This window comes from Mycobacterium simulans, assembly GCF_900232995.1.
Taxonomy (GTDB): Bacteria; Actinomycetota; Actinomycetes; order Mycobacteriales; family Mycobacteriaceae; genus Mycobacterium; species Mycobacterium simulans.
In genome coordinates this window covers 124,011-145,934 of sequence record NZ_OCVX01000003.1, presented here as the reverse complement: position 1 = coordinate 145,934, position 21,924 = coordinate 124,011, and the positions used below count along the sequence as shown (strand labels likewise).

The 21,924-nt window shown below is 63.8% G+C and carries 13 protein-coding genes and 3 pseudogenes; 12 read left to right on the top strand and 4 right to left on the bottom strand.

Features of this window, described 5'->3' with window-relative positions; all coding sequences use genetic code 11:
* The first annotated feature begins 383 nt into the window (after window positions 1-383).
* The 4 genes and pseudogenes from MSIMFI_RS01295 to MSIMFI_RS01280 form a co-directional block, all read left to right on the top strand.
* Complete coding sequence (locus MSIMFI_RS01295) at window positions 384-2,339, top strand: PPE family protein (RefSeq protein WP_191495849.1); 1,956 nt, start codon at window positions 384-386, stop codon at window positions 2,337-2,339.
* Between the two features lie 366 nt (window positions 2,340-2,705).
* Window positions 2,706-6,038, top strand: coding sequence for an ATP-binding protein (locus MSIMFI_RS01290; protein WP_191495848.1), 3,333 nt, complete (start codon window positions 2,706-2,708; stop codon window positions 6,036-6,038).
* On the top strand, window positions 6,035-9,295 hold the full coding sequence (locus MSIMFI_RS01285) for an MFS transporter (protein ID WP_191495847.1): 3,261 nt from the start codon (window positions 6,035-6,037) through the stop codon (window positions 9,293-9,295). Before MSIMFI_RS01290 ends, MSIMFI_RS01285 begins: the two co-directional genes overlap by 4 nt.
* A gap of 13 nt (window positions 9,296-9,308) precedes the next feature.
* Window positions 9,309-10,388 (top strand): annotated as a pseudogene (locus MSIMFI_RS01280) (fatty acid desaturase family protein); the annotation flags it as partial.
* A 36-nt stretch (window positions 10,389-10,424) separates the two neighbouring features.
* Here MSIMFI_RS01280 and MSIMFI_RS01275 read toward each other — a convergent pair.
* From MSIMFI_RS01275 to MSIMFI_RS01265, 3 genes and pseudogenes are all read right to left on the bottom strand, one after another.
* Window positions 10,425-11,489, bottom strand: a complete 1,065-nt coding sequence (locus MSIMFI_RS01275; RefSeq protein ID WP_191495845.1) for a M29 family metallopeptidase — start codon at window positions 11,487-11,489, stop codon at window positions 10,425-10,427.
* 40 nt (window positions 11,490-11,529) lie between these two features.
* Window positions 11,530-12,052 (bottom strand): annotated as a pseudogene (locus tag MSIMFI_RS01270) (GNAT family N-acetyltransferase).
* 75 nt (window positions 12,053-12,127) lie between these two features.
* Entirely contained in the window at window positions 12,128-12,298 is a 171-nt protein-coding gene (locus MSIMFI_RS01265; RefSeq protein ID WP_191495844.1) for a hypothetical protein, read from the bottom strand.
* A 176-nt stretch (window positions 12,299-12,474) separates the two neighbouring features.
* Here MSIMFI_RS01265 and MSIMFI_RS01260 point away from each other — a divergent pair, with 176 nt between their 5' ends.
* Window positions 12,475-13,746: a cytochrome P450 gene (locus MSIMFI_RS01260; RefSeq protein WP_224770029.1), complete on the top strand. Its 1,272-nt coding sequence runs from the start codon at window positions 12,475-12,477 to the stop codon at window positions 13,744-13,746.
* Here MSIMFI_RS01260 and MSIMFI_RS01255 read toward each other — a convergent pair.
* The gene (locus tag MSIMFI_RS01255; protein ID WP_191495842.1) at window positions 13,727-14,671 is read right to left on the bottom strand and encodes a class I SAM-dependent methyltransferase; all 945 of its coding nucleotides are present in this window, start codon (window positions 14,669-14,671) and stop codon (window positions 13,727-13,729) included. The genes MSIMFI_RS01260 and MSIMFI_RS01255 overlap by 20 nt on opposite strands.
* Before the next feature lie 225 nt (window positions 14,672-14,896).
* Here MSIMFI_RS01255 and secY point away from each other — a divergent pair, with 225 nt between their 5' ends.
* The 7 genes and pseudogenes from secY to MSIMFI_RS01220 all read left to right on the top strand — a co-directional run bounded on the left by secY (window position 14,897) and on the right by MSIMFI_RS01220 (window position 21,918).
* On the top strand, window positions 14,897-16,222 hold the full coding sequence (gene secY / locus MSIMFI_RS01250) for a preprotein translocase subunit SecY (protein ID WP_191495841.1): 1,326 nt from the start codon (window positions 14,897-14,899) through the stop codon (window positions 16,220-16,222).
* Window positions 16,219-16,758, top strand: a pseudogene (locus tag MSIMFI_RS01245) (adenylate kinase); the annotation flags it as partial. The gene secY and the pseudogene MSIMFI_RS01245, both read left to right, overlap by 4 nt.
* A gap of 122 nt (window positions 16,759-16,880) precedes the next feature.
* Window positions 16,881-17,681: a type I methionyl aminopeptidase gene (gene map / locus MSIMFI_RS01240; protein WP_191495840.1), complete on the top strand. Its 801-nt coding sequence runs from the start codon at window positions 16,881-16,883 to the stop codon at window positions 17,679-17,681.
* Window positions 17,682-18,106: 425 nt separating this feature from the next.
* Entirely contained in the window at window positions 18,107-18,640 is a 534-nt protein-coding gene (locus MSIMFI_RS01235; RefSeq protein WP_186241744.1) for a sigma-70 family RNA polymerase sigma factor, read from the top strand.
* Window positions 18,641-18,697: 57 nt separating this feature from the next.
* Complete coding sequence (locus MSIMFI_RS01230; protein ID WP_186245584.1) at window positions 18,698-19,471, top strand: anti-sigma factor family protein; 774 nt, start codon at window positions 18,698-18,700, stop codon at window positions 19,469-19,471.
* Window positions 19,472-19,535: 64 nt separating this feature from the next.
* The gene (locus MSIMFI_RS01225; protein ID WP_191495839.1) at window positions 19,536-21,290 is read left to right on the top strand and encodes a thiamine pyrophosphate-binding protein; all 1,755 of its coding nucleotides are present in this window, start codon (window positions 19,536-19,538) and stop codon (window positions 21,288-21,290) included.
* Window positions 21,271-21,918, top strand: coding sequence for an SRPBCC family protein (locus MSIMFI_RS01220; RefSeq protein WP_186241746.1), 648 nt, complete (start codon window positions 21,271-21,273; stop codon window positions 21,916-21,918). Before MSIMFI_RS01225 ends, MSIMFI_RS01220 begins: the two co-directional genes overlap by 20 nt.
* The last annotated feature ends 6 nt before the right edge of the window (window positions 21,919-21,924 follow it).

The following is a 21,924-nucleotide window of genomic DNA, read 5'->3' as shown; positions in this document are numbered from 1 at the left end:
GCGAATGGGTATTTGCCGCCGTTCGCTGATCGACAGCTAGGCGCAAGAGTATCTCCAAGAAGAGCGGCCCAGGTCTGAAGTCGTCGTAGACTCGCGTGACCCTACCGCTGATCACTCTGCTTTCAACTCTCACATCAGCGGACCGGCCTAAAACCCTTGTGTATTACGAAGATTCGGTGATCCTGCGGAGCGGCTCTCACAGTGGCGGAGCTTTCGTACCGACCTTCCCGCGCGCAGTTGGTGGCGCTCCCAGGGACCACGAAACATGCGGATATCGCATCAATCTGTTCGCAATCTTTTACTAGACGCATATACGCGCGCTTCCTAGCGTGGGCTCATAACCAGGCCAGATCCGCGTGTACCGCAGAAAGCTGATGACCGTCATGAACTTTTCGGTATTGCCGCCGGAGATCAATTCGGCGTTGATGTTCGCGGGTGCGGGCTCGGGGCCGATGCTGGCAGCCGCGAACGCTTGGGACAATCTGGCCAGCGAGCTGCAGTCGGCGGTTGCGGGCTTCTCGTCGGTGACGTCGGGGCTGGGTGGTCAGGCATGGCAGGGTCCAGCCGCGCAGGCGATGACGGGCGTGGCGGAGAGGTATGCCGCGTGGTTGCGCGCGGCAGCTGCTCAAGCCGAGCAAGCGTCGATTCAAGCCGCAAACGTGGCCGTGGTGTTTGATGCGGCGCGCGCGGCCACGGTGCATCCGGCGGTGGTGGCGGCCAATCGCTCTGAGCTGGTGTCGTTGGTGGTGGCGAATCTGTTTGGTCAAAACGCGCCGGCGATCGCCGCCACCGAGGCGCACTACGAGGCGATGTGGGCTGCGGATGTCTCGGCGATGGTGAGTTATTACGGCGGGGCGTCGGCGGCGGCTGCCCAGTTGGTGCCAGTGCAGAGCACTATGCGGGATTTGTTGCAGACTCTGCCCAGCTTGGGGATCGGCAACCGCGGCAGCCTCAATCTCGGGAATGGCAACACCGGCGACCAAAACCTTGGCAACGGAAACTTCGGCAACTCCAACCTGGGCAGCGGAAATGGCAGCGGTTTCCTTGGGCAAGCTTCGAGCTTCAACGTGGGCAGCGGGAACTTCGGCAACTCCAACCTGGGTAGCGGCAACGGAAGCGTCGCGCGGGGTATCGCGGCAAGCTTCAACGTGGGTAGCGGCAACGTCGGCAACTCCAACGTGGGTGGCGGGAACTTCGGCAACCAAAACTTCGGCTTCGGGAACTTCGGCAATGGGAACATTGGTATCGGAAACGGGGGCCCAAACATTGGCCTTCCGTTGGAGCCCTCACCCGGCGATGGAAACGTCGGCATAGGTAACTCTGGCAACGGAAACTTCGGCGGCGGAAACGTCGGTAACGCAAACATTGGCTTCGGCAACGCCGGGAGCTACAACTTCGGCTTGGGGAACACCGGCAGCAACAACTTCGGCTTCGGGAACACTGGCAGCAATAACATAGGCATCGGGCTCACTGGTAATAACCAGGTGGGCTTCGGCGGGCTGAACTCGGGTAGCGGGAATATCGGCTTCGGGAACTCGGGCACCAACAACATCGGTTTCTTTAACTCGGGCAACGGTAACGTAGGCGTCGGGAACTCGGGTTGGGTCAACACAGGCTTCGGGAACTCGGGCGAAATAAACACCGGATTCGGGAACTCGGGCTTAGTCAATACCGGCATCGGGAATGCGCGAGATGTCAACACCGGCTTTGGCAACGCCGGCGGCAGCAATACCGGCTTTGCAAACGCGGGTGACCTCAACACCGGAAGTTTTAACGGTGGCTTCCTTAACACCGGTGACTTCAATTCGGGGTTGCTTAACTCGGGTAGTTTTAACGGTGGCGACTCTAATTCGGGCTTCTATAATTCCGGATCGACGAATACCGGCTGGGGAAACTCGGGCGATACGAATACCGGAGGTTATAACTCTGGCAACCTGAACACTGGCTTCGGTAGCTCGGGCGATGGCACCGGCCCGAACTCAGGATTCGGAAACACTGGCAGCGGAAATTCGGGCTTCTATAACTCTGGCAAGGGAAACTCGGGCATGCAAAACTCAGGTACGTTGCAGAACTCGGGAATCGGCAATGCGGGCCAGTCGCTGTCAGGTTACGGCAATCTGGGCAATATAGCTTCAGGTTTCAACAACAAGGCCACCGGCATCTCCGACTTAAGCTTCATTTCTGGATTTGGGAACACGGGCGAAGAGCAGTCCGGCTTTGGCAATTTTGATGCCGATCCGACCCGCCAGAGCGCGTCATCAGGCATTGCGAATTCCGGTGTGCAAAACTCGGGCGGCTTTAATGCCATTGATTTCGTCTCGGGATTTCTGCATCGTTAGTTAAACATCTCGATTTGCCGGGGTTGGCCCGAGGCGGCCGTTGAGCACGTGGGGTGGCTTCCTCACCACGGCCGGGCGCATTTGAGCCACGCCGACGACAGTAGTGGTGGGTCCGACGATCGGGCTTTGGTAACGGCTGGCGTGGCTGAACTGCATCAACGGCTGTCGCGGTCAAGCACAGTTGCGAATTACGCATGAATCTGTTCGCAATTTTGTACTGGACGCCGATACGCGGTCTGCATACCGTGACCTAGCAAGCAGAAAGGCCCTGATCAGAACCCTTCCGAGCAGAACGTTTGGCAGGAAAACAATGACGTCTGAGTCGAAGGTCCATCGCATCTACTTACGTGACGGCGGTGAGGCGTGATGCCCGGTCAGGTTGAGACCGTTACCGTCTTGTTCACCGATCTGGTCGATTCGACCGCGCTGGCGTCGCGAGTGGGTCCGGAGCGCGCCGAGGAGCTGCGCGTCGAACACTTTAGGCTGCTGCGCGGAGCGATTGCTGGCGCCGACGGGTTCGAGGTAAAGAACACCGGCGACGGGGTGATGGTGGTGCTGCCGTCAGCGGCCGCTGCCGTCGAATGCGCTCAAGCGATCCAGCAGCGCCACGAACTGCGCAACCGCCACGCCACGGAACAGCTGTTGGTGCGCGTGGGGATCAGCATGGGCGACGCGACGCGCTCGGATGGGGATGTGTTCGGACCTCCTGTGGTGGAGGCGGCGCGGCTGTGTGCCAAGGCAAATCCGGGTCAGGTGTTGCTGTCGGATGTGACCCGGGTGATGGTCGGTCGTCGTGGTGAGCACACGTTCCGTTCGGTCGGCGACCTCGAACTGAAGGGCCTGCCCGAGCCGGTGGCGGCGTGGGAGCTTTTGTGGGCGTCGCTGGCGGGTGCAACCATCCCGCTGCCGCCGCGGTTGCAGGTGTTGCCGTTAACCACTTATGTGGGCCGCGAAGACATCCGCGACCGGTTATCTCAGGTGCGCCAGCTCGCAATCGAGGGAGCGCGCCAGGTAGTGCTGATCGCCGGAGAGCCCGGCATCGGCAAGACGCGGTTAGCCGCGCAGTTGGTGTCGGAGGCTCACGCCGAGGGCGCCACCGTGCTTTTCGGGCATTGCGATGAGGAGTTGGCAGCGTCGTACCAGCCTTGGGTGCAGGCGTTGCGCGACCTTGTCGAGCATGCCCCGATGGAGGTGTTGGCCCAGCATGTGGGCGAGCACGGCGGCGAACTGTGCCGGCTAGTGCCCGAGCTGGCGCGCCGGCTGCCCAACGTGCCCGCGCCGCGGGTCGGTGACCCGGCGGCGGAGCGGTGCCTGCTGTTTGGGGCGGTCGTCGGACTGTTGCAGTGCGCGGCCGCCCAGGGGCTCTTGGTGGTGGTGTTGCTCGATGATCTGCACTGGTCCGACAAACCGTCGCTGGCACTTTTGAAGCACGTCGTCGCGCATGTGGTGCAAGCGCGCCTGTTGTTCTTGTGCACATACCGCGACAGCGAGATCGATGCGAATCATCCGCTTAGTGCGTTGCTGGCCGATCTGCGTCGAGAAGCCGGTGTGGAGTGGGTGACATTGCAGGGCCTGGCGCAGCAGGAGGTCGAGTCGCTGATAGCGGCCGCCGCGGGTCATGAGCTCACCTCCAAGGGTCGCAGGCTGGCCGCGGCGGTGTGTCGTGAGAGCGACGGCAACCCTTTCTTTGTCACCGAAATCCTGCGCGATCTCGTCGAGTCCGGGGGGATTGTGCAGGGCGACAGTGGCCACTATGTCGTTACCGCCGAGATCGGCAAGTTGCGTATCCCGCGCAGCGTCCGTGACGTGGTCGCTCAGCGGATCCACCGGCTCGGATCCGACGTCGTCAGCGTTTTGAGCGCTGCCGCGGTGATTGGGCGTGAGTTCGATCTTGAGCTGCTGTCGGTGGTCAGCGAACGCTGCGAGGACGACCTGCTCGCTGCGCTGGAGTCGGCGGTAGCCGGGTCGGTGTTGAGGGAGAGTCCAGAAGCGTTGGGGCGGTTCGTGTTCGCGCACGCGCTGATCAACCACACGCTGTGCGAGGCCCTTAGCCGAACCCGACGTGCACGGCTTCACCTCCAGATCGCCCAAGCCATCGAAGACATCGCCCGGGGCGACGTCGATGAGAGGCTTGGCGAGCTGGCCTACCACTGGGCGGCCGCGGGGCCGGCGGCCAGCTCCGGCAAGGCGATCTCCTATGCACGTCGCGCCGGCGAGCGCGCTCTTGCGCAGCTGGCCCCGGATGAGGCGCTGCGCTGGTTCGCCCAGGCTCTCGAGCAGCTCGGGAAGGCACGCAATGTCAGCGAGGCCGATCGCTGCGACCTGATGATCCTCATGGGCGAAGCGCAGTGGCAGACCGGGGAGCCGGCCTACCGCGATACGTTGCTGGCCGCCGGTGGGATCGCGTCAGGTATCGGCGACCGGGAGCGCATGGCCAGAGCCGCGATCACCAACACCCGCGGCTGGCTGAGCAACTGTGGCGATGTCGACACCGAGCGGATCGCGGGGTTGCAAGCGGCCATCGATGTGGTGCCCGCCGGTTCCCCCCATCGGCCCCTTTTGCTGGCGCAGCTGGCCGCCGAAGCGTGCGTCGACTGGGATTTCGCCACTCGGATACGCCCGCTCATCGACGAGGCGCTGGTGTTGGCGCGCCACGGCGCCGACAAACACGCACTGGCGAAGGTGCTGGAGTTGGTCACCTCGGCATTGGCGATGCGACCCGATCTAATGGCCGAGCGGCTGGGGCTCACCGGCGAGCTGCTGGCCCTGGCCGATGGTGTGGATGACCCATTCCTCGGCTGCATGGCCGCGGCCATGAGATTTATCGCCACGGTCGAAGTCGCCGACATCGACGAAGCCCGCGAGTGCGCGCGCCGAGCGTGGCTGCTCTCCGAGCAAACCGGTCAGCCCCGGATACGTTGGGTGGCACTGTTTCTCGCGACAGTGATGGCATCGGTCGACGGCGATCTGGAGCTCGCCGACAGGCATTCCCGCGACGGGCTGGCGGTCGGGATGGCCCTCGGCTTTCCAGACGCAGCCGTTTTCTACAGCCCCCAGTTCAACTACGTGCGATACGAACAGGATCGGATCGACGAGGAAATCATCGACGCGAACTTCCAGTTGAGAAAACTTGCGCCTGGCCTGTCTTCGATACCGGCCAGACTGTCGTTCTACCTCACCGAACACGGCCGGTACGACGAGGCAGGCGACCTGCTCGACGAGGTGATCCAAGCCGGTTTCGGGTCGCTGAACCAGGACTACCTGCGGCTGTATGCCCTGGCGCATTGGGGCTTAACCGCGGTGCGCCTTGGCGACCGCGATGCCATCGCGGAGATCTATGACCTGCTGTACCCCTACCGCGCCCACCTGATCTACCCCGTCCCGATCGCCTTCTCGTCGGCCGGCACGATCCTCGGACGCCTGGCGGGCGCGCTTGGCCGATTCGATGACGCCGAACAGCATTTCGCCGCAGCAAGCACACTGCACGACCGCATCGGCGCGCCGCTGTTTGAGGCACGGAACATGCAGTACTGGGCGGAGATGCTGCTGTCGCGAAATGCCGACGCAGACAAGCCACGGGCTCTGGCGATGCTGCATCGCGCCCGCGATACCGCCCGGGACCTGGGAGGGGCGGCAATCGTCAGGCACACAACACATCTCATCGATGCCACCGAAGTGCACCAGACAGGAGCGGCATGACTAGCAGAATCGCAGTGCCCCGGCGGCCTGCCCACAGATACACCCCTGATCGTGCCAGTGAGGGCAACGCCCGGACCGTCGCCACGGCAGACCGAAACACGGCGTATGAACCCGACCAGCCGTCCGACCACCCGCGCCCACAGCTCACGCAACGCCGCCAGCCGTCACCAACCGCGGTGCTGCTAGTAGCGGCTTTCGGCGCCTTTCTCGCCTTTCTCGATTCGACGATCGTCAACATCGCATTTCCGGCAATCCAAAGACATTTCCACAACAGCGACATCGGCAGCCTGTCGTGGGTGCTCAACGCCTACAACATCGCGTTCGCTGCGATCCTGGTGGCAGGCGGCCGGCTCGCTGACCTTCTCGGGCGCAACCGGATGTTCATTTACGGGGTCGTGTTATTCACGGCCGCTTCCGGGTTATGTGCCGCCGCCGACAGCGTCGGGCAGTTGGTTGCGTTCCGTGTGCTGCAGGGTGTTGGCGCGGCGATTCTCGTGCCGGCATCGCTCGGGCTTGTCGTCGAGAGCTTCGAGGCCACGCGCCGGGCGCACGGGGTAGGCCTGTGGGGTGCGGGGGCCGCGATCGCATCGGGCCTTGGCCCGCCGATCGGCGGTGCCCTCGTCGAGGCATCAAGTTGGCGGTGGGTGTTCCTGGTGAATCTTCCACTAGGCGTCGTGGCTTTGATGGTGGCCCGGCGGAGGCTGGTCGAAAGCCGCGCCTCGGGGCGGCGACGCGTTCCCGATCTGCGGGGGGCGGCGCTGCTCGCGGCCGCGCTGGCGTTCTTGACGCTCGGTCTGATCAAGGGCCCCGACTGGGGCTGGGCGAGCGCCACCGTCATCGGGTCGTGCGTGGCGGCGGCCGTGGCGATGGCGGGATTCGTCATGAGCTCGCGGAACCACGCGACGCCACTGATCGAGCCGGCGTTTCTGCGCATCCGCTCGTTCGTAACCGGCAACACGTTGACCCTGGTCGCAAGCGCCGGGTTCTACGCATATCTGCTGACCCACGTCCTGTTCTTGAACTACGTGTGGGGTTATAACTTGTTGCGCGCGGGCCTGGCGGTCGCTCCCGCCGCGTTCGTCGCAGCCATTGTCGCTGCGGTGCTTGGGCGCGTCGCTGACCGGCATGGGTATCGCATCATCATCGTTGCCGGCGCGCTGACCTGGACCGGCAGCCTGCTGTGGTACATCGAACGCGTCGGGCCGACACCGGATTTCCTCGGCGCGTGGCTGCCCGGCCAGCTGTTGCAGGGCATCGGAGTCGGCGCGACATTGCCGATGCTTGGCAGCGCCGCCCTGGCCGGGCTGGCCGCAGGCGGCAGCTACGCCACCGCGGCTGCCGTCGTCAGCAGCACCCGCCAGCTCGGTGCGGTGATCGGCATCGCGCTCCTGGTGGTAGTGGTCGGGACGCCGGGGCGCGAGGCGGCCGAAGCTGCGCTACGAAAAGGATGGGTGTTGGCCGCGATCTGCTTTGCCGCCGTCGCGATCGGAGCGGTGTTGCTGGGCCGCACCCGCCACGTCACGATCGACGCGGTCGAGTCCGAGCCGACGCCGCACCTCGAACCGTTGGCATCGAGGCCGGCACCCCGGCACCGCGCACTCGCCGAACCCCCGTCGGCCGCTTCCAGCGAGGACCCGCTTGGGGCTCTGCCATTGTTTGCGGGACTGGACGCTGTCGCGCTGGCGGGACTACGAGACTGCGCCGAGCAGGTTGAGCTGGCGGCCGGCTCGTACCTATTCCGGGCCGGCGACGCCTCCGACTCCCTCTACGTGATACGTAATGGGCGGCTGCAGGTGCTGCGCGACGACGTGGTGGTCACGGAGTTGGGCCGCGGGGAGGTCGTCGGCGAGCTCGGATTGATGATCGACGCGCCCAGATCCGCTTCGGTCCGAGCCGTGCGGGACTCCACACTAGTGCGACTGACCAAAGCCCAATTCGACAATGTCGCGGACTCGGGTGTGCTCAGGGCACTGGTCCGAGCCTTGGCCAGTCGTCTGTACCAGACGCCGCCATCTAAGGCTGCCCACCCGACGCCCGAAGTGGTCGTCGCTGTTATTGGCGTCGACGCCACGGCGCCCGTCGAAATGGTGGCCGCCGAACTGTCCACAGCACTGTCGAGACGGCTCCGAGTGGAAACATTCGGCCACATCGACCGCGACGGGTTGGAGCGCGCGGAGCGGGCCGCAGACAAGGTGCTGTTGCACGCCGCGGCGCATGACGGGGATTGGTGGGACTTCTGCCTGCGCGTCGCCGACCGCGTGGTGCTGGTCGCCGCCGATCCGGTACCGGCGCCTGAACGGCTACGAGCGCGAGCCGCAGGAGCCGATCTGGTGCTGGCGGGACCGCCCGCAACCAGGGATCACCGGCGCACATGGGAGGAATTGATCACCCCGCGGTCGGTGCATGAGGTCCGCCCCGGACATGCGGCAGCCGACTTGCGCCCGCTCGCGGCACGCATTGCGGGCCAATCAGTCGGGCTGGTCCTCAGCGGTGGGGCCGCGCGCGCCTTCGCCCACCTGGGTGTGCTCGAGGAGCTGGAGGCAGCCGGCGTCGAAGTCGGACGGATCGCCGGGACCAGCATGGGAGCGGTTGTCGCCGCTCTCGCCGCGATGGGCCTGGACGCAGCCGCCGTGGATGCCCACATCTACGAGTACTTTGTCCGCAACAATCCCGTCACCGACTACACGCTGCCCAGCAAGGGGCTGATTCGGGGCCGGCGTACCCTGGCCGCTCTCTACGACGCATATGGCGCACGCCTCGTGGAGGAACTACCGAAGGAATTCCGCTGCGTCAGCGTCGATCTGCTGGAGCGGCGGGCCGTCGTGCACCGCCGCGGCCCGCTCGCCGAGGTTCTCGCCTGTTCGGTGTCGCTGCCGGGCTTGTACCCGCCGAAACTCTACGACCAGTCGCTGCACGTCGACGGGGGCGTGCTCGACAACCTACCGGTGACCACGCTGGACCGCCGCGACGGTCCGGTGATCGCGGTGCAAGTCGGCGCCGGAAGGGAGGCACACCCCACACCGACGGCCGAACACGGGCGCTCACTACGGGTGCCAGCCATCAGCGACACCCTGATACGCACCATCACGATCGGCAGCGGCATGGCGTCGGCGGCCGTGCTGGCGCAGGCGGACCTGGCGATTACGCCCGACACCAGCGCCATTGGCTTCCTCGAGTTCCACCAGATCGACCGTGCCCGCGAGGCGGGTCGAGTCGCCGCGCGCGAAGCCTTACCGCAGATCATGGCACTGGTGTAGCGGTGAACCGGCGATGGCCATCTCAGATGCGTCGGTGCTCAGCCATCTGACCGACGCAGACGTTGGCGGCCTGGCCGCTGAGCTGGACGCGATCCGCGCCGAGATCGAGGACTGCCGTGGTGAGCGCGATGCACGGTACATCTACCGCACCATCGCCCTTCAGCGCGCTGTTGAGGTCGCCGGCCGAGTGGTCCTGGCGGCCAGTTCCAGGCGCTGGGCTTGGTGGGCCGGCGCGGCAACGCTCGGTTTGGCAAAGATCGTCGAAAACATGGAGATCGGCCATAACGTCATGCACGGCCAGTGGGATTGGATGAACGACCCCGAGATCCACTCGTCGTCCTGGGAATGGGACATGGCGGGCACGGCCAAACGCTGGCGGTTCACCCACAACTTTCAGCACCACAAGTACACCAACGTGCTGGGGATGGACACTGACGTCGGTTACGGGTTCCTGCGCGTCACACGCGATCAGCCCTGGCGCAAGCACCACATCGCCAACCTGCTGATGAGCGCCCTGCTCATGCTCGGCTTCGAGTGGGGAGTTGCGTTGCAGCACTTGGGCTTGCAGCTGCGCAATCTGTTCAACGGTCGCGCCGATCGCGCGGCCAAGCTGGAGTTGCGCGAACGTTTTTCCAAGGCCGGCCGCCAGCTGGTCAAGGACTACCTGGCGACCCCGGCGCTGACCTCGCTGTCGCCGGGTGCGACCTTCACATCCGCTGTGACTGCCAACGTTTTGGCCAACGTCATCCGCAACGTGTGGATCGACGCGGTGGTGTTGTGCGGTCATTTCCCTGACGGCGCAGAGAAGTTCACCAATCAAGACTTGGACAACGAGACGAAGGGGCAGTGGTACCTGCGACAGATCCTCGGCAGCGCCAATATCGATGCCGGGCCGCTGCTGGCGTTTCTGACCGGCAATCTGTCGTATCAGATCGAGCACCACCTCTATCCCGACCTGCCCAGCAACCGGCTCGCCGAGATTGCGGTGCGGGTGCGCCAAGTCTGCGACAAATACGACCTGCCCTACACCACCGGCCCCTTCCTGACCCAGTTCGCCCAGACGTGGCGCACCATCGCCACGCTGTCGCTACCCGCGAGGTCGCAGGTCAGTCATGGCGCGTCACCGGCATCAAACCGCGTCGACGTGTAGGACATCATGCACAGTCACACCCTGATGCAGCGTGTTGAGCGCTGCACGATCCCAGATTCCATTCGAGAACACCAGGGCGTCGTCAAACCAGATCCTGCATCCATCCAGAATCATGTCGAGATGTAGAGGCGAGCCCCAGCCAACCTTCGACCGCGGTTGTGATGGAGTTCCCAACCCAAGGTGCAGGCCCGGGTGGCGCTCATTTATGTGCGACAGGAAATTGACCCATTCCGTAATTCCTTCATTGGTGCCGAAGCCAACTTCGCCGACGCGGTCGGCGTTTTCGACCTTAAAGAAGTTACTCAGAACATACGACACCACTGGATCGGCGCAGGTTACCTTCTTGACCACGGATTCGGTAATTTCAAGGGTAACGGGACTAGTGGCCAATCGAGGATCGCCGGGAAATCCAAAGCTTGAATTTATCGCCCCATCAGCCACAACGGTTCCGGTCACGTGAGGAGTATAGGTATTTACCTCTCCGGGCGGCAGGATAGCGGGAAAACGTCCACAGAAATACCCGCTGCTGTTTGTCCATCCGCCGTCTGCTAATGGGCGGACGTGCAGATCGGTTCCGGCCTCATTAGTAATGTGGATGTCGTGTGTCGACCGAGCAGCTCCGATGACAGAATTATTCAAACTGTCCAGGGATGAACGATCGACGGCGAGAGTCAGTTTGAATAGCTGTGGGGAGAAGTTGAATAGCCGGAAGATTCGGGTCGGACTTAGCCCACCGGCAAATTCGAGGTACTCGAGTATCTTTGCGCGATGGCTGCTGGATACCCTGCTGACGAGCAGCAACACATCGCAGTCTGCAAGGTCGCATTCGTCGAATGCGTCGGCGGGCTTTATCCAAACGCCAACCGAATGCGCACCAATCCGTTCGCGTAGAGTGTCGAGCAAGCTTTGGTCATCGTCACCCTGCAGTTCGTGCGAATAAAGCATGAGTACCCGGTCATCGGGCTTCAATTCGAGATAGCTGGTGCAGAGTGTGTCCATGCCGTTAATTACAGATGGCTCGGCAGGTCTTTCCTTATTTTTCATTTGTCACACAAATACTTCCTCAGTAGGTACACCGGCGCAATTAGGGTCTCGACAGTAATGCGCCCACCCACCAGTCTCGTGGCTGGCCTCGTCGATATGCCCGCTGACGTAGCATTCCTTCCAACTCGAATCCTATTTTTCGTGCCACGGCCCGCGAACTCTCATTTCCCATCATTACCTTCGATCCGGTGTATTGGCAGTTCATCAAATCCCCACTGGCACAATCTATGGGCTGCTTCGGTGGTGAATCCGCCATTGCGATAAGCCGGTGCGGTCCAATAGCCTAGTTCTACGACACCGCGCAATACTGGCATCAGCGCACAGGTTCCGGCCAGCTGACCCGTTGAGGCTTCATAAAATCCGAAGCCGTAGGTGGTATCTTCTGCCCAGCCTACGGATGAGTCGGCAATGAATTTGCGGGCGTCTTCGTGAGTATATGGCACTGGGAACCACAGATACTGCGCAATCAGCGGATCATTACAGGCTTCAACGATTGCATCCTCGTCGGCTGCCGTCACGCAGCGTAGGACAAGGTGCTTAGTCGACAATACTGGGGGTTCCATCGCGTGGATCTGTGGCTTTCGGATCGCTGTGGCTAAGAGGGGTGTCACCGTCTCCTGGTGCAGGAAACTTCGGAACTACGTGAGCCCATTGACAGCGCTGATACAGAGCCAGGCGTCGTCAGCCAATTTCGTTGGGGCGGTGCGAGCGGTGGCGATTTTTTCATTGATGGCACGCAGCGTCTCGAGATCTGCCGGTGAGAAGCCCGTAGCCGCGAGCGATTCGTTGCGAGTGATTACGACAGACATTGATCAACCCTTTCTTGATTCCGAACTTTCTTGATTCCGAACGGCCGTGCCTACGTTGCCGGCGATTGCGCCCGCCCTGCACGACCGACCTGTCCTGACCGACCGGGGGAACTCTTGCACATGCGCAACAATAAATCAAGCATATGATTACTTCTATGGAATGTTGCCCTAGGCGAGTGTTGGCTGGTGCTCCGGACGCGATCGACTTCTTCGCCGACGAGTCCCTGCTACCGAACCCGTACCCCTACTTCGACCACCTCAGGGCGCAGAGCCCGGTGTTGAACCTGCCGCATCACGACGTGGTGGCTGTTACCGGCCACGAGGAGGCCACGGTGGTCTACAAGGACGCCGGGACCTTCTCGTCGATTGTGGCGGTCGGCGGACCGTTTCCACCGCTGCCGTTCGAACCCCAGGGCGACGACATCGATGAGCAGATTGAGCGGTATCGCGACCAGATGCCGATGAGTAAGTACATGACCACGATGGACCCACCCGAGCATTCCCGGGTGCGTTTCCTGCTGAGTCGCCTGCTGACGCCCAAGCGCATTCAGGCGAACGAGGAGCTGCTGCGGCGCCTCGCTGATGAGCAGATCGACAGCTTCATCGAAGCCGGGAAGTGCGAGTTTGTGTCCGGATACGCCAAGCCGTTCTCGTCCAAGGTGATTGCGGACCTGCTTGGCATACCGGTAGAAGACCGCGAGACGTTCGACGCACCGCGCCCCCACGTCCCGGTTGGCGCACTGGATCACATACCGATACAACACAATTCGCTCGAGTGGCTCGATGACAAGTTCGGCCATTACCTGCTGGACCGGCGACGCGAGCCTCGCCCGGACGTGCTGACGCGGCTGGCGAACGCGCGCTATCCCGATGGGGCGACACCCGAAATCGCCGACGCCGCCCGTTGCGCCACCCTTTTGTTCACGGCGGCGCGAGGCGTCACCGCCGTGTTGCTGACCTGGTCGCTTCGAATGCTGGCCGACCGCCCCGATCTGGTGCGGCAGCTCCGCGACGACCACAGCCGGATCCCGAATTTCATCGAGGAGGTCCTCCGGATGGAAAGTCCGGTGAAGAGCGATTTCCGGTTGGTGCGCAAGACAACCACGCTTGGCGGCGTTGCGATTCCCGCGGGCACCACCGTGATGGTGTGCCTGGGAGCCGTCAACCGCGATCCCCGCAAGTTCGAGGATCCGCACGAATTCCGGTTGAATCGGCCGAATATGCGCGACCACGTGGCTTTCGGCCGGGGCGCTCATTTCTGCCCCGGTACACACCTGGCCCGGGTGCAGAGCCGCGTTTCCATCGAGGGCATCCTCGACAGGATGACCGAGATCAGATTGTCGGCGGCCGAACACGGCCCGGCCGGCGCTCGCCTTAGCTACGAACCGACGTACACGCTGCGCGCACTGTCCGAACTACACCTGGAATTCAACCCAGCTCGGCGCTGATGTAGACCACCTCGCCGAACGGGGCGTCGTCGCCGTCAACCGGCGGCAGTCCGTGTTGGGCGAGCAGGTCTGAGTTGTTCGCGCTGGCGATCCGCCAGCCGTGGGCGGTGAGGTATGTCCCGGCGTCCGTGCGGTCGTCGAAATACACCAGTGCGGCCATGTCGAGGTCGAGGCCGTGGCGATTCCACCGCTCGTTCTGGCGCTGCATGCGGCGCCGCAGTTCAACTTCGTTGAGCTCGTTGACGTCGAGCAGACCCTCGGTGGCGAATCGGCTGCCCGGCACACTCAGCTCGGTGATCTGATCCAATAGCCGGTTCTGGGCGTCGGCGGGGAGATAACCCAGCAGCCCTTCGGCGATCCATGCGGTCCGCCGCGCCGGATCGAAGCCGGCTTCTTGCAACGCCGCGGGCCAGTCGTCGCGTAGGTCGGCGGCTACCGCGCGACGGTCCGCCGTCGTCGCAGCACCCAAACCGGACAACGTCGCGGTCTTGAACTCGATCACCTGCGGCTGATCGACTTCGAACACGATGGTGCCGGAGGGCCAGGACAGCCGGTAGGCGCGGGAATCCAGGCCCGACGCCAAGATCACGGCCTGTCGGATGCCGGCCCGTGTGGCGTCGATGAAGAAGTCGTCGAAGAACCTGGTCCGGACGGCCATGGCGTTGGCGAAGTGGCGCATGCCGTTCGCCTCGTCCTCATCGAGGTCGGCGGCATCGAGCTCACCGCTGGCCATCCGGGTGAAGAAGTCGACGCCGACCGCGCGGACCAGCGGTTCCGCGAATTGGTCGTGGGCCACGGCCCCGGCACCATGGGGGTTCCGTGCTGCCACGGCCCGGGCCGCCGCCACCATGGTGGCCGTCAGGCCCACGCTGGATGCCAGGTCCCATGTATCGCCCTCGAACCGCGCGCTGCCCAGCTGGGTCATTCGTGTTCCTCCCCAATGCCTACCCAATGTCTAACGCTTCGATATTTAGCCAATGTAATGAGCTACCAAAACTGTACCGGAGCGGGCGACCCTGACAGGACCTGCGCAGACCAGCTGTTAGTCTCGTACACGGTTTGACGCGCTGTAGATAATTCGGCCGTACGTCCTGGCCTGCGGGTGTTGGGCGCGTAACGCAGGTTGACCCCCGGCTGCGCAGGAGGAAGAGTGCTTTCGGCTTTCATCTCGTCACTGCGAACAGTGGACCTGAGAAGGAAGATCCTCTTCACGCTGGGCATCGTCATCCTCTACCGCGTCGGTGCCTCATTGCCGTCCCCCGGCGTCAATATCCCGAACGTCCAGCAATGCATCAAAGAGGCCAGCGGTGGCGCGGCGGGACAGATCTATTCGCTGATCAACCTTTTCTCCGGCGGCGCGCTATTGAAGCTGACGGTGTTCGCGGTGGGGGTGATGCCCTACATCACCGCCAGCATCATCGTGCAGCTGCTTACCGTGGTCATCCCGAGGTTCGAAGAACTGCGGAAAGAAGGCCAGGCCGGCCAGGCGAAAATGACCCAGTACACCCGCTACCTGGCGATCGCGCTGGCGATCCTGCAGGCCACCAGCATCGTGGCGCTGGCGGCCAACGGCGGGCTGCTGCAGGGCTGCCAGCTGGACATCATCTCCGACCAGAGCATCTTCGCGTCGGTTGTCATTGTGCTGGTGATGACCGCTGGTGCGGCGCTGGTGATGTGGATGGGCGAATTGATCACCGAACGCGGGATCGGCAACGGCATGTCGCTGTTGATCTTCGTCGGCATCGCCGCTCGCATTCCCGCCGAGGGGCACAGCATCCTCGAAAGCCGCGGAGGGGCCATCTTTGCGGCGGTTTGTGCGGCCGCGCTGATCATCATCGTCGGCGTGGTGTTCGTCGAGCAGGGCCAGCGCCGCATCCCGGTGCAATACGCCAAGCGCATGGTGGGCCGGCGGATGTACGGCGGGACCTCGACGTATCTGCCGCTGAAGGTCAACCAGGCCGGCGTTATTCCGGTGATTTTCGCGTCCTCGCTGATCTACATACCGCATCTGATCACCCAGCTGGTTCGCAGCGGCGCCGGCGGTGTCGGCCACGGCTGGTGGGACAAGGTCGTCAATACGTATCTGTCGGACCCGAGCAACCCGGCTTATATCGGCATCTATTTCGGGCTGATCGTCTTCTTCACGTACTTCTACGTGTCGATCACGTTCAACCCCGACGAACGTGCGGATGAGATGAAGAAATATGGCGGCTTTATTCCGGGCATTCGGCCGGGGCGCCCGACCGCCGATTATCTGCGCTTTGTGCTGAGCCGGATTACCCTGCCGGGCTCGATCTACCTGGGCGTGATCGCGGTGCTGCCCAATCTGTTCCTGGAGATCGGCAACGGCGGAGCGGTCCAGAATTTACCCTTCGGGGGTACCGCGGTCCTGATCATGATCGGCGTCGGTTTGGATACGGTCAAACAGATCGAGAGTCAGCTCATGCAGCGCAACTATGAAGGGTTCCTCAAGTGAGAGTTGTTTTGCTGGGACCGCCGGGGGCGGGCAAGGGGACGCAGGCCGAGAAGCTGGCCGAGAAACTCGGGATCCCACAGATCTCCACCGGCGAACTGTTCCGGCGCAACATCGAAGACGGCACCAAACTCGGCGTGGAGGCCAAACGCTATCTGGATGCCGGTGACCTGGTGCCTTCCGATCTGACCAACGAACTCGTCGACGACCGGTTGAACCACCCGGACGCGGCCAAGGGTTTCATCCTCGACGGATATCCGCGCTCGGTGGAACAGGCCAAGGCGCTGCACGAGATGCTGCAACGCCGGGGGACCGACATCGACGCGGTCCTGGAGTTCCGGGTATCGCAAGAGGTGCTGCTGGAGCGGCTCAAAGGCCGTGGCCGCGCCGATGACACCGACGAGGTCATTCTCAATCGGATGAAGGTGTACCGCGACGAGACCGCTCCGCTGCTCGAGTACTACCGCAGCGAGTTGAAGACGGTCGACGCCGTCGGCACCATGGATGAAGTGTTCGCCCGCGCCTTGCAAGCCCTCGGGGTGATCGCAAGCACGGCGGAGCCGGGCGCAGCGGGTCGCCCCTCATCAAACCCAGGGGTGATCGCAAGCACGGCGGAGCCGGGCGCAGCGGGTCGCCCCTCATCAAACCCAGGCAAGTAACGATGCGCGCTCTGGCACGACTGCGGGGTCGCAGAGTCGTGCCGCAGCGCACTCCCGGCGAACTCGACGCAATGGCCGCGGCGGGGGCGGTCGTAGCTTCGGCGCTGCAAGCAGTCCGTGCGGCCGCGATCGCTGGTGTGTCCAGCCTGGGTCTTGACCAGATCGCTGAGTCGGTGATTCGCGAAGCCGGCGCGACCCCATCGTTCCTGGGCTATCACGGCTACCCGGCGTCGATCTGCGCTTCGGTCAACGACCGGGTTGTTCACGGAATACCCTCCGCCGCAGAGATATTGGCGCCCGGTGACCTGGTGTCAATCGACTGCGGTGCGGTGCTGGACGGCTGGCATGGCGATGCGGCAATCACCTTCGGGGTCGGAACCCTGGCTGTGGCCGACGAAGCGCTGTCCGAGGCGACCAGGGAATCACTGGAAGCCGGAATCGCGGCGATGGTTGTCGGCAATCGGCTGTCCGACGTGGCACACGCCATCGAAACGGGCACGCGTCGCGCCGAACTTCGGTATGGGCGTTCGTTCGGTATCGTCGACGGATATGGGGGCCACGGCATCGGCCGGGAGATGCATATGGATCCGTTCCTGCCCAATGTGGGCACGCCGGGGCGCGGACCACTGTTGGTGGCGGGCTCGGTCTTGGCCATCGAACCAATGCTGACCCTGGGAACTACAAAAACCCTGGTGCTCGAGGACAAGTGGACGGTCACCACCGCCGACGGATCACGAGCGGCACACTGGGAGCACACCGTGGCGGCGACCGAAACCGGGCCTCGCATCCTGACGGTTGCCTAAGTCGGTATTGCCCAGCTCGCCCCCGCAAGCGGGTGGGGGCCCCACCTCACACCGCTACGCGGTCTGCATCGTCGCCGGGCTGGGCCTGAATTGCCCGGCTCCTCCTCACACCGCTACGCGGTCTGCATCGTCGCCGGGCTGGGCCTGAATTGCCCGGCTCCTCCTCACACCGCTACGCGGTCTGCATCGTCGCCGGGCTTAGGCTGAATTGCCCAGCTCCTCCTCGGCCGCGATGCGGCCGCATCGTCGCCGGGCTGGGCCTGAAATGCCCGGCTCCTCCTCACACCGCTACGCGGTCTGCATCGTCGCCGGGCTGGGCCTGAAATGCCCGGCTCCTCCTCACACCGCTACGCGGTCTGCATCGTCGCCGGGCTAGCGTTGAACTAAACGTCTACTCGACTCGTGTCAGTAGCGGAGGTGATCGAGTGGCTCGCGTGGCCGGCACGGCGGCTGCAGAAGCCGCTCTAATGAAGGCACTCTACGACGAGCATGCCGCGGTGCTGTGGCGCTACGCGCTCCGGTTGACGGGAGACGCAGCGCAGGCCGAGGACGTCGTCCAAGAGACGCTGTTGCGGGCCTGGCAGCATCCGGAAGTCGTTGGCGACACCGAGCGGTCGGCACGGGCGTGGTTGTTCACCGTGGCTCGCAACATGATCATCGACGAGCGACGCAGCGCACGGGCCCGCAATGTCGTCGCTTCGACCGACGTGGAAGGCGCGCCAGAGCAGTCCACGCCGGACGAGGTGAATGCGGCGCTGGACCGGCTGCTGATTGCCGACGCGATGGCTCAATTGTCGGTCGAGCATCGCGCGGTGATCGAGCGGTCCTACTACCGCGGATGGACCACAGCGCAGATTGCAAGCGACCTCGCAATCGCTGAAGGAACTGTGAAGTCGCGCCTACACTATGCGGTGCGGGCACTGCGGCTCACTCTGCAGGAACTTGGAGTTACACGATGAGAGCCATCCGAATGGCTGTTGGCTCCGAATACTTGAGGGTGACAGGAGATGGATGACATGAGGACGCCGCTACGAGGGCTCGGCCCGCCCGGTGGCCCGCCCGGCAACAAAGGGGTGCGTGAATTGACGACGGATGACAACCACCGTTATGCGACGTGGGACGCCGCTTACGTGCTGGGGTCACTGTCCGCGGCCGACCGCCGCGAATTCGAGGCGCACCTGGCTAAGTGCCCGCGATGCCGGGATGCCGTCTCCGAACTTTGTGGCGTGCCCGCCCTGCTTTCGCAGCTCAGCACGGACGACGTCGCGGCTATCAACGAGTCCGCCCGCACAGTTGGGACCCCACCGGCACCACAGATGTCGCCGGAGTTGCTGCCGTCACTGCTGGCAACGGTGCGTTGGCGTCGTCGCCGTACGCGCCTGACGACCTGGGTGGCCTCGGCCGCCGCGGCCGTGGTGCTGGCGATCGGCGTGCTGGTGGGTATCCAAGGCCATTCGGGCTCTCCGCAGCAGGCGACCGTGTCGGCACAGCCGATGGCGCAGGTCGGGACAAGCCTGCTGACCTCGACGGTTTCGCTGAGCAGCCAGCACTGGGGGACATTCATCAACCTGCGCTGTGTCTGCCTGGCGCCGCCGGATGCCCACCATGACACGTTGGCCATGGTCGTGGTGGGTCGCGACGGCAGCCAAACCCGGTTGGCGACCTGGGTGGCCGAACCCGGTCACACCGCGACGCCTGCCGGCAGCATTTCGACGCCGGTCGATCAGATCGCCGCCGTACAGGTTGTCGCCGCTGATACGGGCCAGGTTCTGCTGCAGCGTTCGCTATAGCGGCTAGACCAGGGGGGTCGCGACGGGCGGTGAACTGAAGTTCGCCGCCCGTCGTGTTACAGACATGCCCAGGAAGTACCGGGTGGTCGATTACATCGTCGAGCACCTCGCGGCAATTGGCGTCGACCACATCTTCGGTGTGGACGGCGCCAATATCGAAGACCTCTACGACTCGGCCCATTTCCAGTCGTCGATTACCGCGGTGCTGGCCAAGCACGAGTTCTCCGCAGCCACGATGGCCGACGGGTACAGCCGCAGCGGGGGCGGGCAGGGAGCCGGGTTGGGTGTTGTGGCGGCGACCTCCGGCGGTGGCGCGCTGAATCTCGTCCCGGGCCTGGGGGAGTCGCTAGCAAGCCGGGTCCCGGTGTTGGCGCTGGTCGGCCAGGCCCCAACGTCGATGGACGGGCGGGGCAGCTTTCAGGACACCAGCGGCAGCAATGGATCGCTGAACGCCGAGGCGGTGTTTTCGGCGGTGTCGGGGTCGTGCGAACGCGTGCTCACGCCGGCCGACATCGTATCGGCGCTACCACGGGCCATCGCGGCGGCGCGCACCGGGGGGCCCGCCGTGTTGTTGCTGCCCAAGAACATTCAGCAAGGAGATGTTGAGGCCGGAAGGCGCCTGGAATGCACGCAGGACCTGCGACCCATCGGCAACCCGCATCCGATCGTCGCGGTCCTGCGCCAGGTGAATGGCCCGGTCACGATCATCGCGGGCGAGCAGGTCGCCCGGGATAATGCCCGAGCGGAGCTCGAAGTGCTGCGCACGCTGTTGCGCGCGCGGGTGGCCACCGTTCCTGATGCCAAAGATGCCGCGGGCACACCGGGTTTCGGCTCGTCGTCGGCGCTGGGGGTCACCGGTGTCATGGGTCACCCGGGCGTGGCCGAAGCGGTGGCCGGCAGCTCGGTATGTCTTGTGGTCGGCACCCGACTGTCGGTCACCGCACGCACCGGCCTCGATGATGTGCTGGCATCGGTGCAAACGATCTCGATCGGGTCTGCGCCGCCGTATATTCCGTGCACTCACGTGCACACCGACGATCTGCGCGGCTCGCTGCGCATGCTTACCCGGATGCTGTCGGGATCCAGACGACCAACGGGCGTGCGGGTCCCGGATGCGTTGCAGCGCACCGAGCTGATGCCACCACCGTGGTGCGGTGCCGGGGTTCGCTACCGCGATGCCATGGCGGTGCTGGACGGTGTGCTGCCCGACGGGACCGACATCGTGGTCGACGCCGGCAATGCCGGTGCGGCCGCAATCCACTATCTGCCGGCCCGCCGGGGCGGCAGATTCGCCGTCGCGCTCGGGATGGGCGGCATGGGCTACAGCTTCGGCGCCGGCATCGGGATGGCGTTCGGGCGCGTTAGTAGCGGACGGCCCGGTGGACGAACCGTCGTAATTGCCGGGGACGGTGCATTTTTCATGCACGGCATGGAAGTGCACACCGCAGTTCAGTACCGGCTTCCGGTGATCTTCATCTTGTTCAACAACAATGCCCACGCCATGTGCGTGACCCGCGAACAGCTGTTCTACGACGACCTCTATAGCTACAACCGGTTCCGGGCCAGCCAACTGGGCTCTGGCCTGGCTGCCATGTTCCCGGGACTGACGTCCGTCGATGTCACCGACCTCGACCAGTTTGCCGCGGCATTGCGCGCGGCTTTGGACGTCGACGGCCCGGCGGTGGTCAGCGTCGAATGCGCCGCTGACGAAATTCCACCGTTTGCACCGTTTCTCACCGGCGCATCAGTCACACCCGCTGCCACACAAGAGATTGCGACTGCAAAGGAGGACCGAACCGATGTCGCTGCCCGCGCTTGAAGATATCCCTACCCCCATCGACGGGGTGACCCGCATCGAAACCAGCCCGCGCGAGAAGGCCACCCCAATCATCATGGAGATGATGCGGTCGGTGTACCCGCACCACGAAGTCTTCGGTGAGTACTGCACCGTCAACGACTTCATCGACTGCCCACCCGACGAGCTGTTCGAGTACATGGCCGACACCCGCAGCCTTGAAGAGTGGACCTACAGTCTGCGCGGGTTCACACCCACCGACGAACCGGGACTCTGGCTGGCCTTCGACCGGCTCGGCTCGGAGACCAAGATCTATACCCGCACCGTCGTCAACGAGCAGGCCCGGACCGTCGACTACCACTGCGCGTGGGATCAGGGCAAGCATCTGTGGATGGTGTACCTAATGCGCGTCATCGACGCCCAGGTGGTCTTCGACAAGCCGGGTTCGGTTGTGCTGTGGACCAATTGCCACCACCCGTTCTATGACAAAAACCCATATCCGGAGGCCGCGCCACCGCAGCGCCCGGTCTGGGTGGGCGACTTCTGGGACATGTTCGGCGCCGGCCACCTGCTGGAACTGAAAACCCTCAAAGCCATTGCCGAATACCGCCACCACAACGGCTTGCCGGTCACACCCGAATGGATGAGGTGACCACAT

What these genes read in the sequence shown, in the direction of transcription:
- MSIMFI_RS01295 (WP_191495849.1), top strand. Translation starts at nt 384, where the DNA reads ATGAACTTTTCGGTATTGCCGCCGGAGATCAATTCGGCGTTGATGTTC.
- MSIMFI_RS01290 (WP_191495848.1), top strand. Translation starts at nt 2,706, where the DNA reads ATGCCCGGTCAGGTTGAGACCGTTACCGTCTTGTTCACCGATCTGGTC.
- MSIMFI_RS01285 (WP_191495847.1), top strand. Translation starts at nt 6,035, where the DNA reads ATGACTAGCAGAATCGCAGTGCCCCGGCGGCCTGCCCACAGATACACC.
- MSIMFI_RS01275 (WP_191495845.1), bottom strand. Translation starts at nt 11,489, where the DNA reads ATGAAAAATAAGGAAAGACCTGCCGAGCCATCTGTAATTAACGGCATG.
- MSIMFI_RS01265 (WP_191495844.1), bottom strand. Translation starts at nt 12,298, where the DNA reads ATGTCTGTCGTAATCACTCGCAACGAATCGCTCGCGGCTACGGGCTTC.
- MSIMFI_RS01255 (WP_191495842.1), bottom strand. Translation starts at nt 14,671, where the DNA reads ATGACCCAGCTGGGCAGCGCGCGGTTCGAGGGCGATACATGGGACCTG.
- map (WP_191495840.1), top strand. Translation starts at nt 16,881, where the DNA reads ATGCGCGCTCTGGCACGACTGCGGGGTCGCAGAGTCGTGCCGCAGCGC.
- MSIMFI_RS01230 (WP_186245584.1), top strand. Translation starts at nt 18,698, where the DNA reads ATGAGGACGCCGCTACGAGGGCTCGGCCCGCCCGGTGGCCCGCCCGGC.
- MSIMFI_RS01225 (WP_191495839.1), top strand. Translation starts at nt 19,536, where the DNA reads ATGCCCAGGAAGTACCGGGTGGTCGATTACATCGTCGAGCACCTCGCG.
- MSIMFI_RS01220 (WP_186241746.1), top strand. Translation starts at nt 21,271, where the DNA reads ATGTCGCTGCCCGCGCTTGAAGATATCCCTACCCCCATCGACGGGGTG.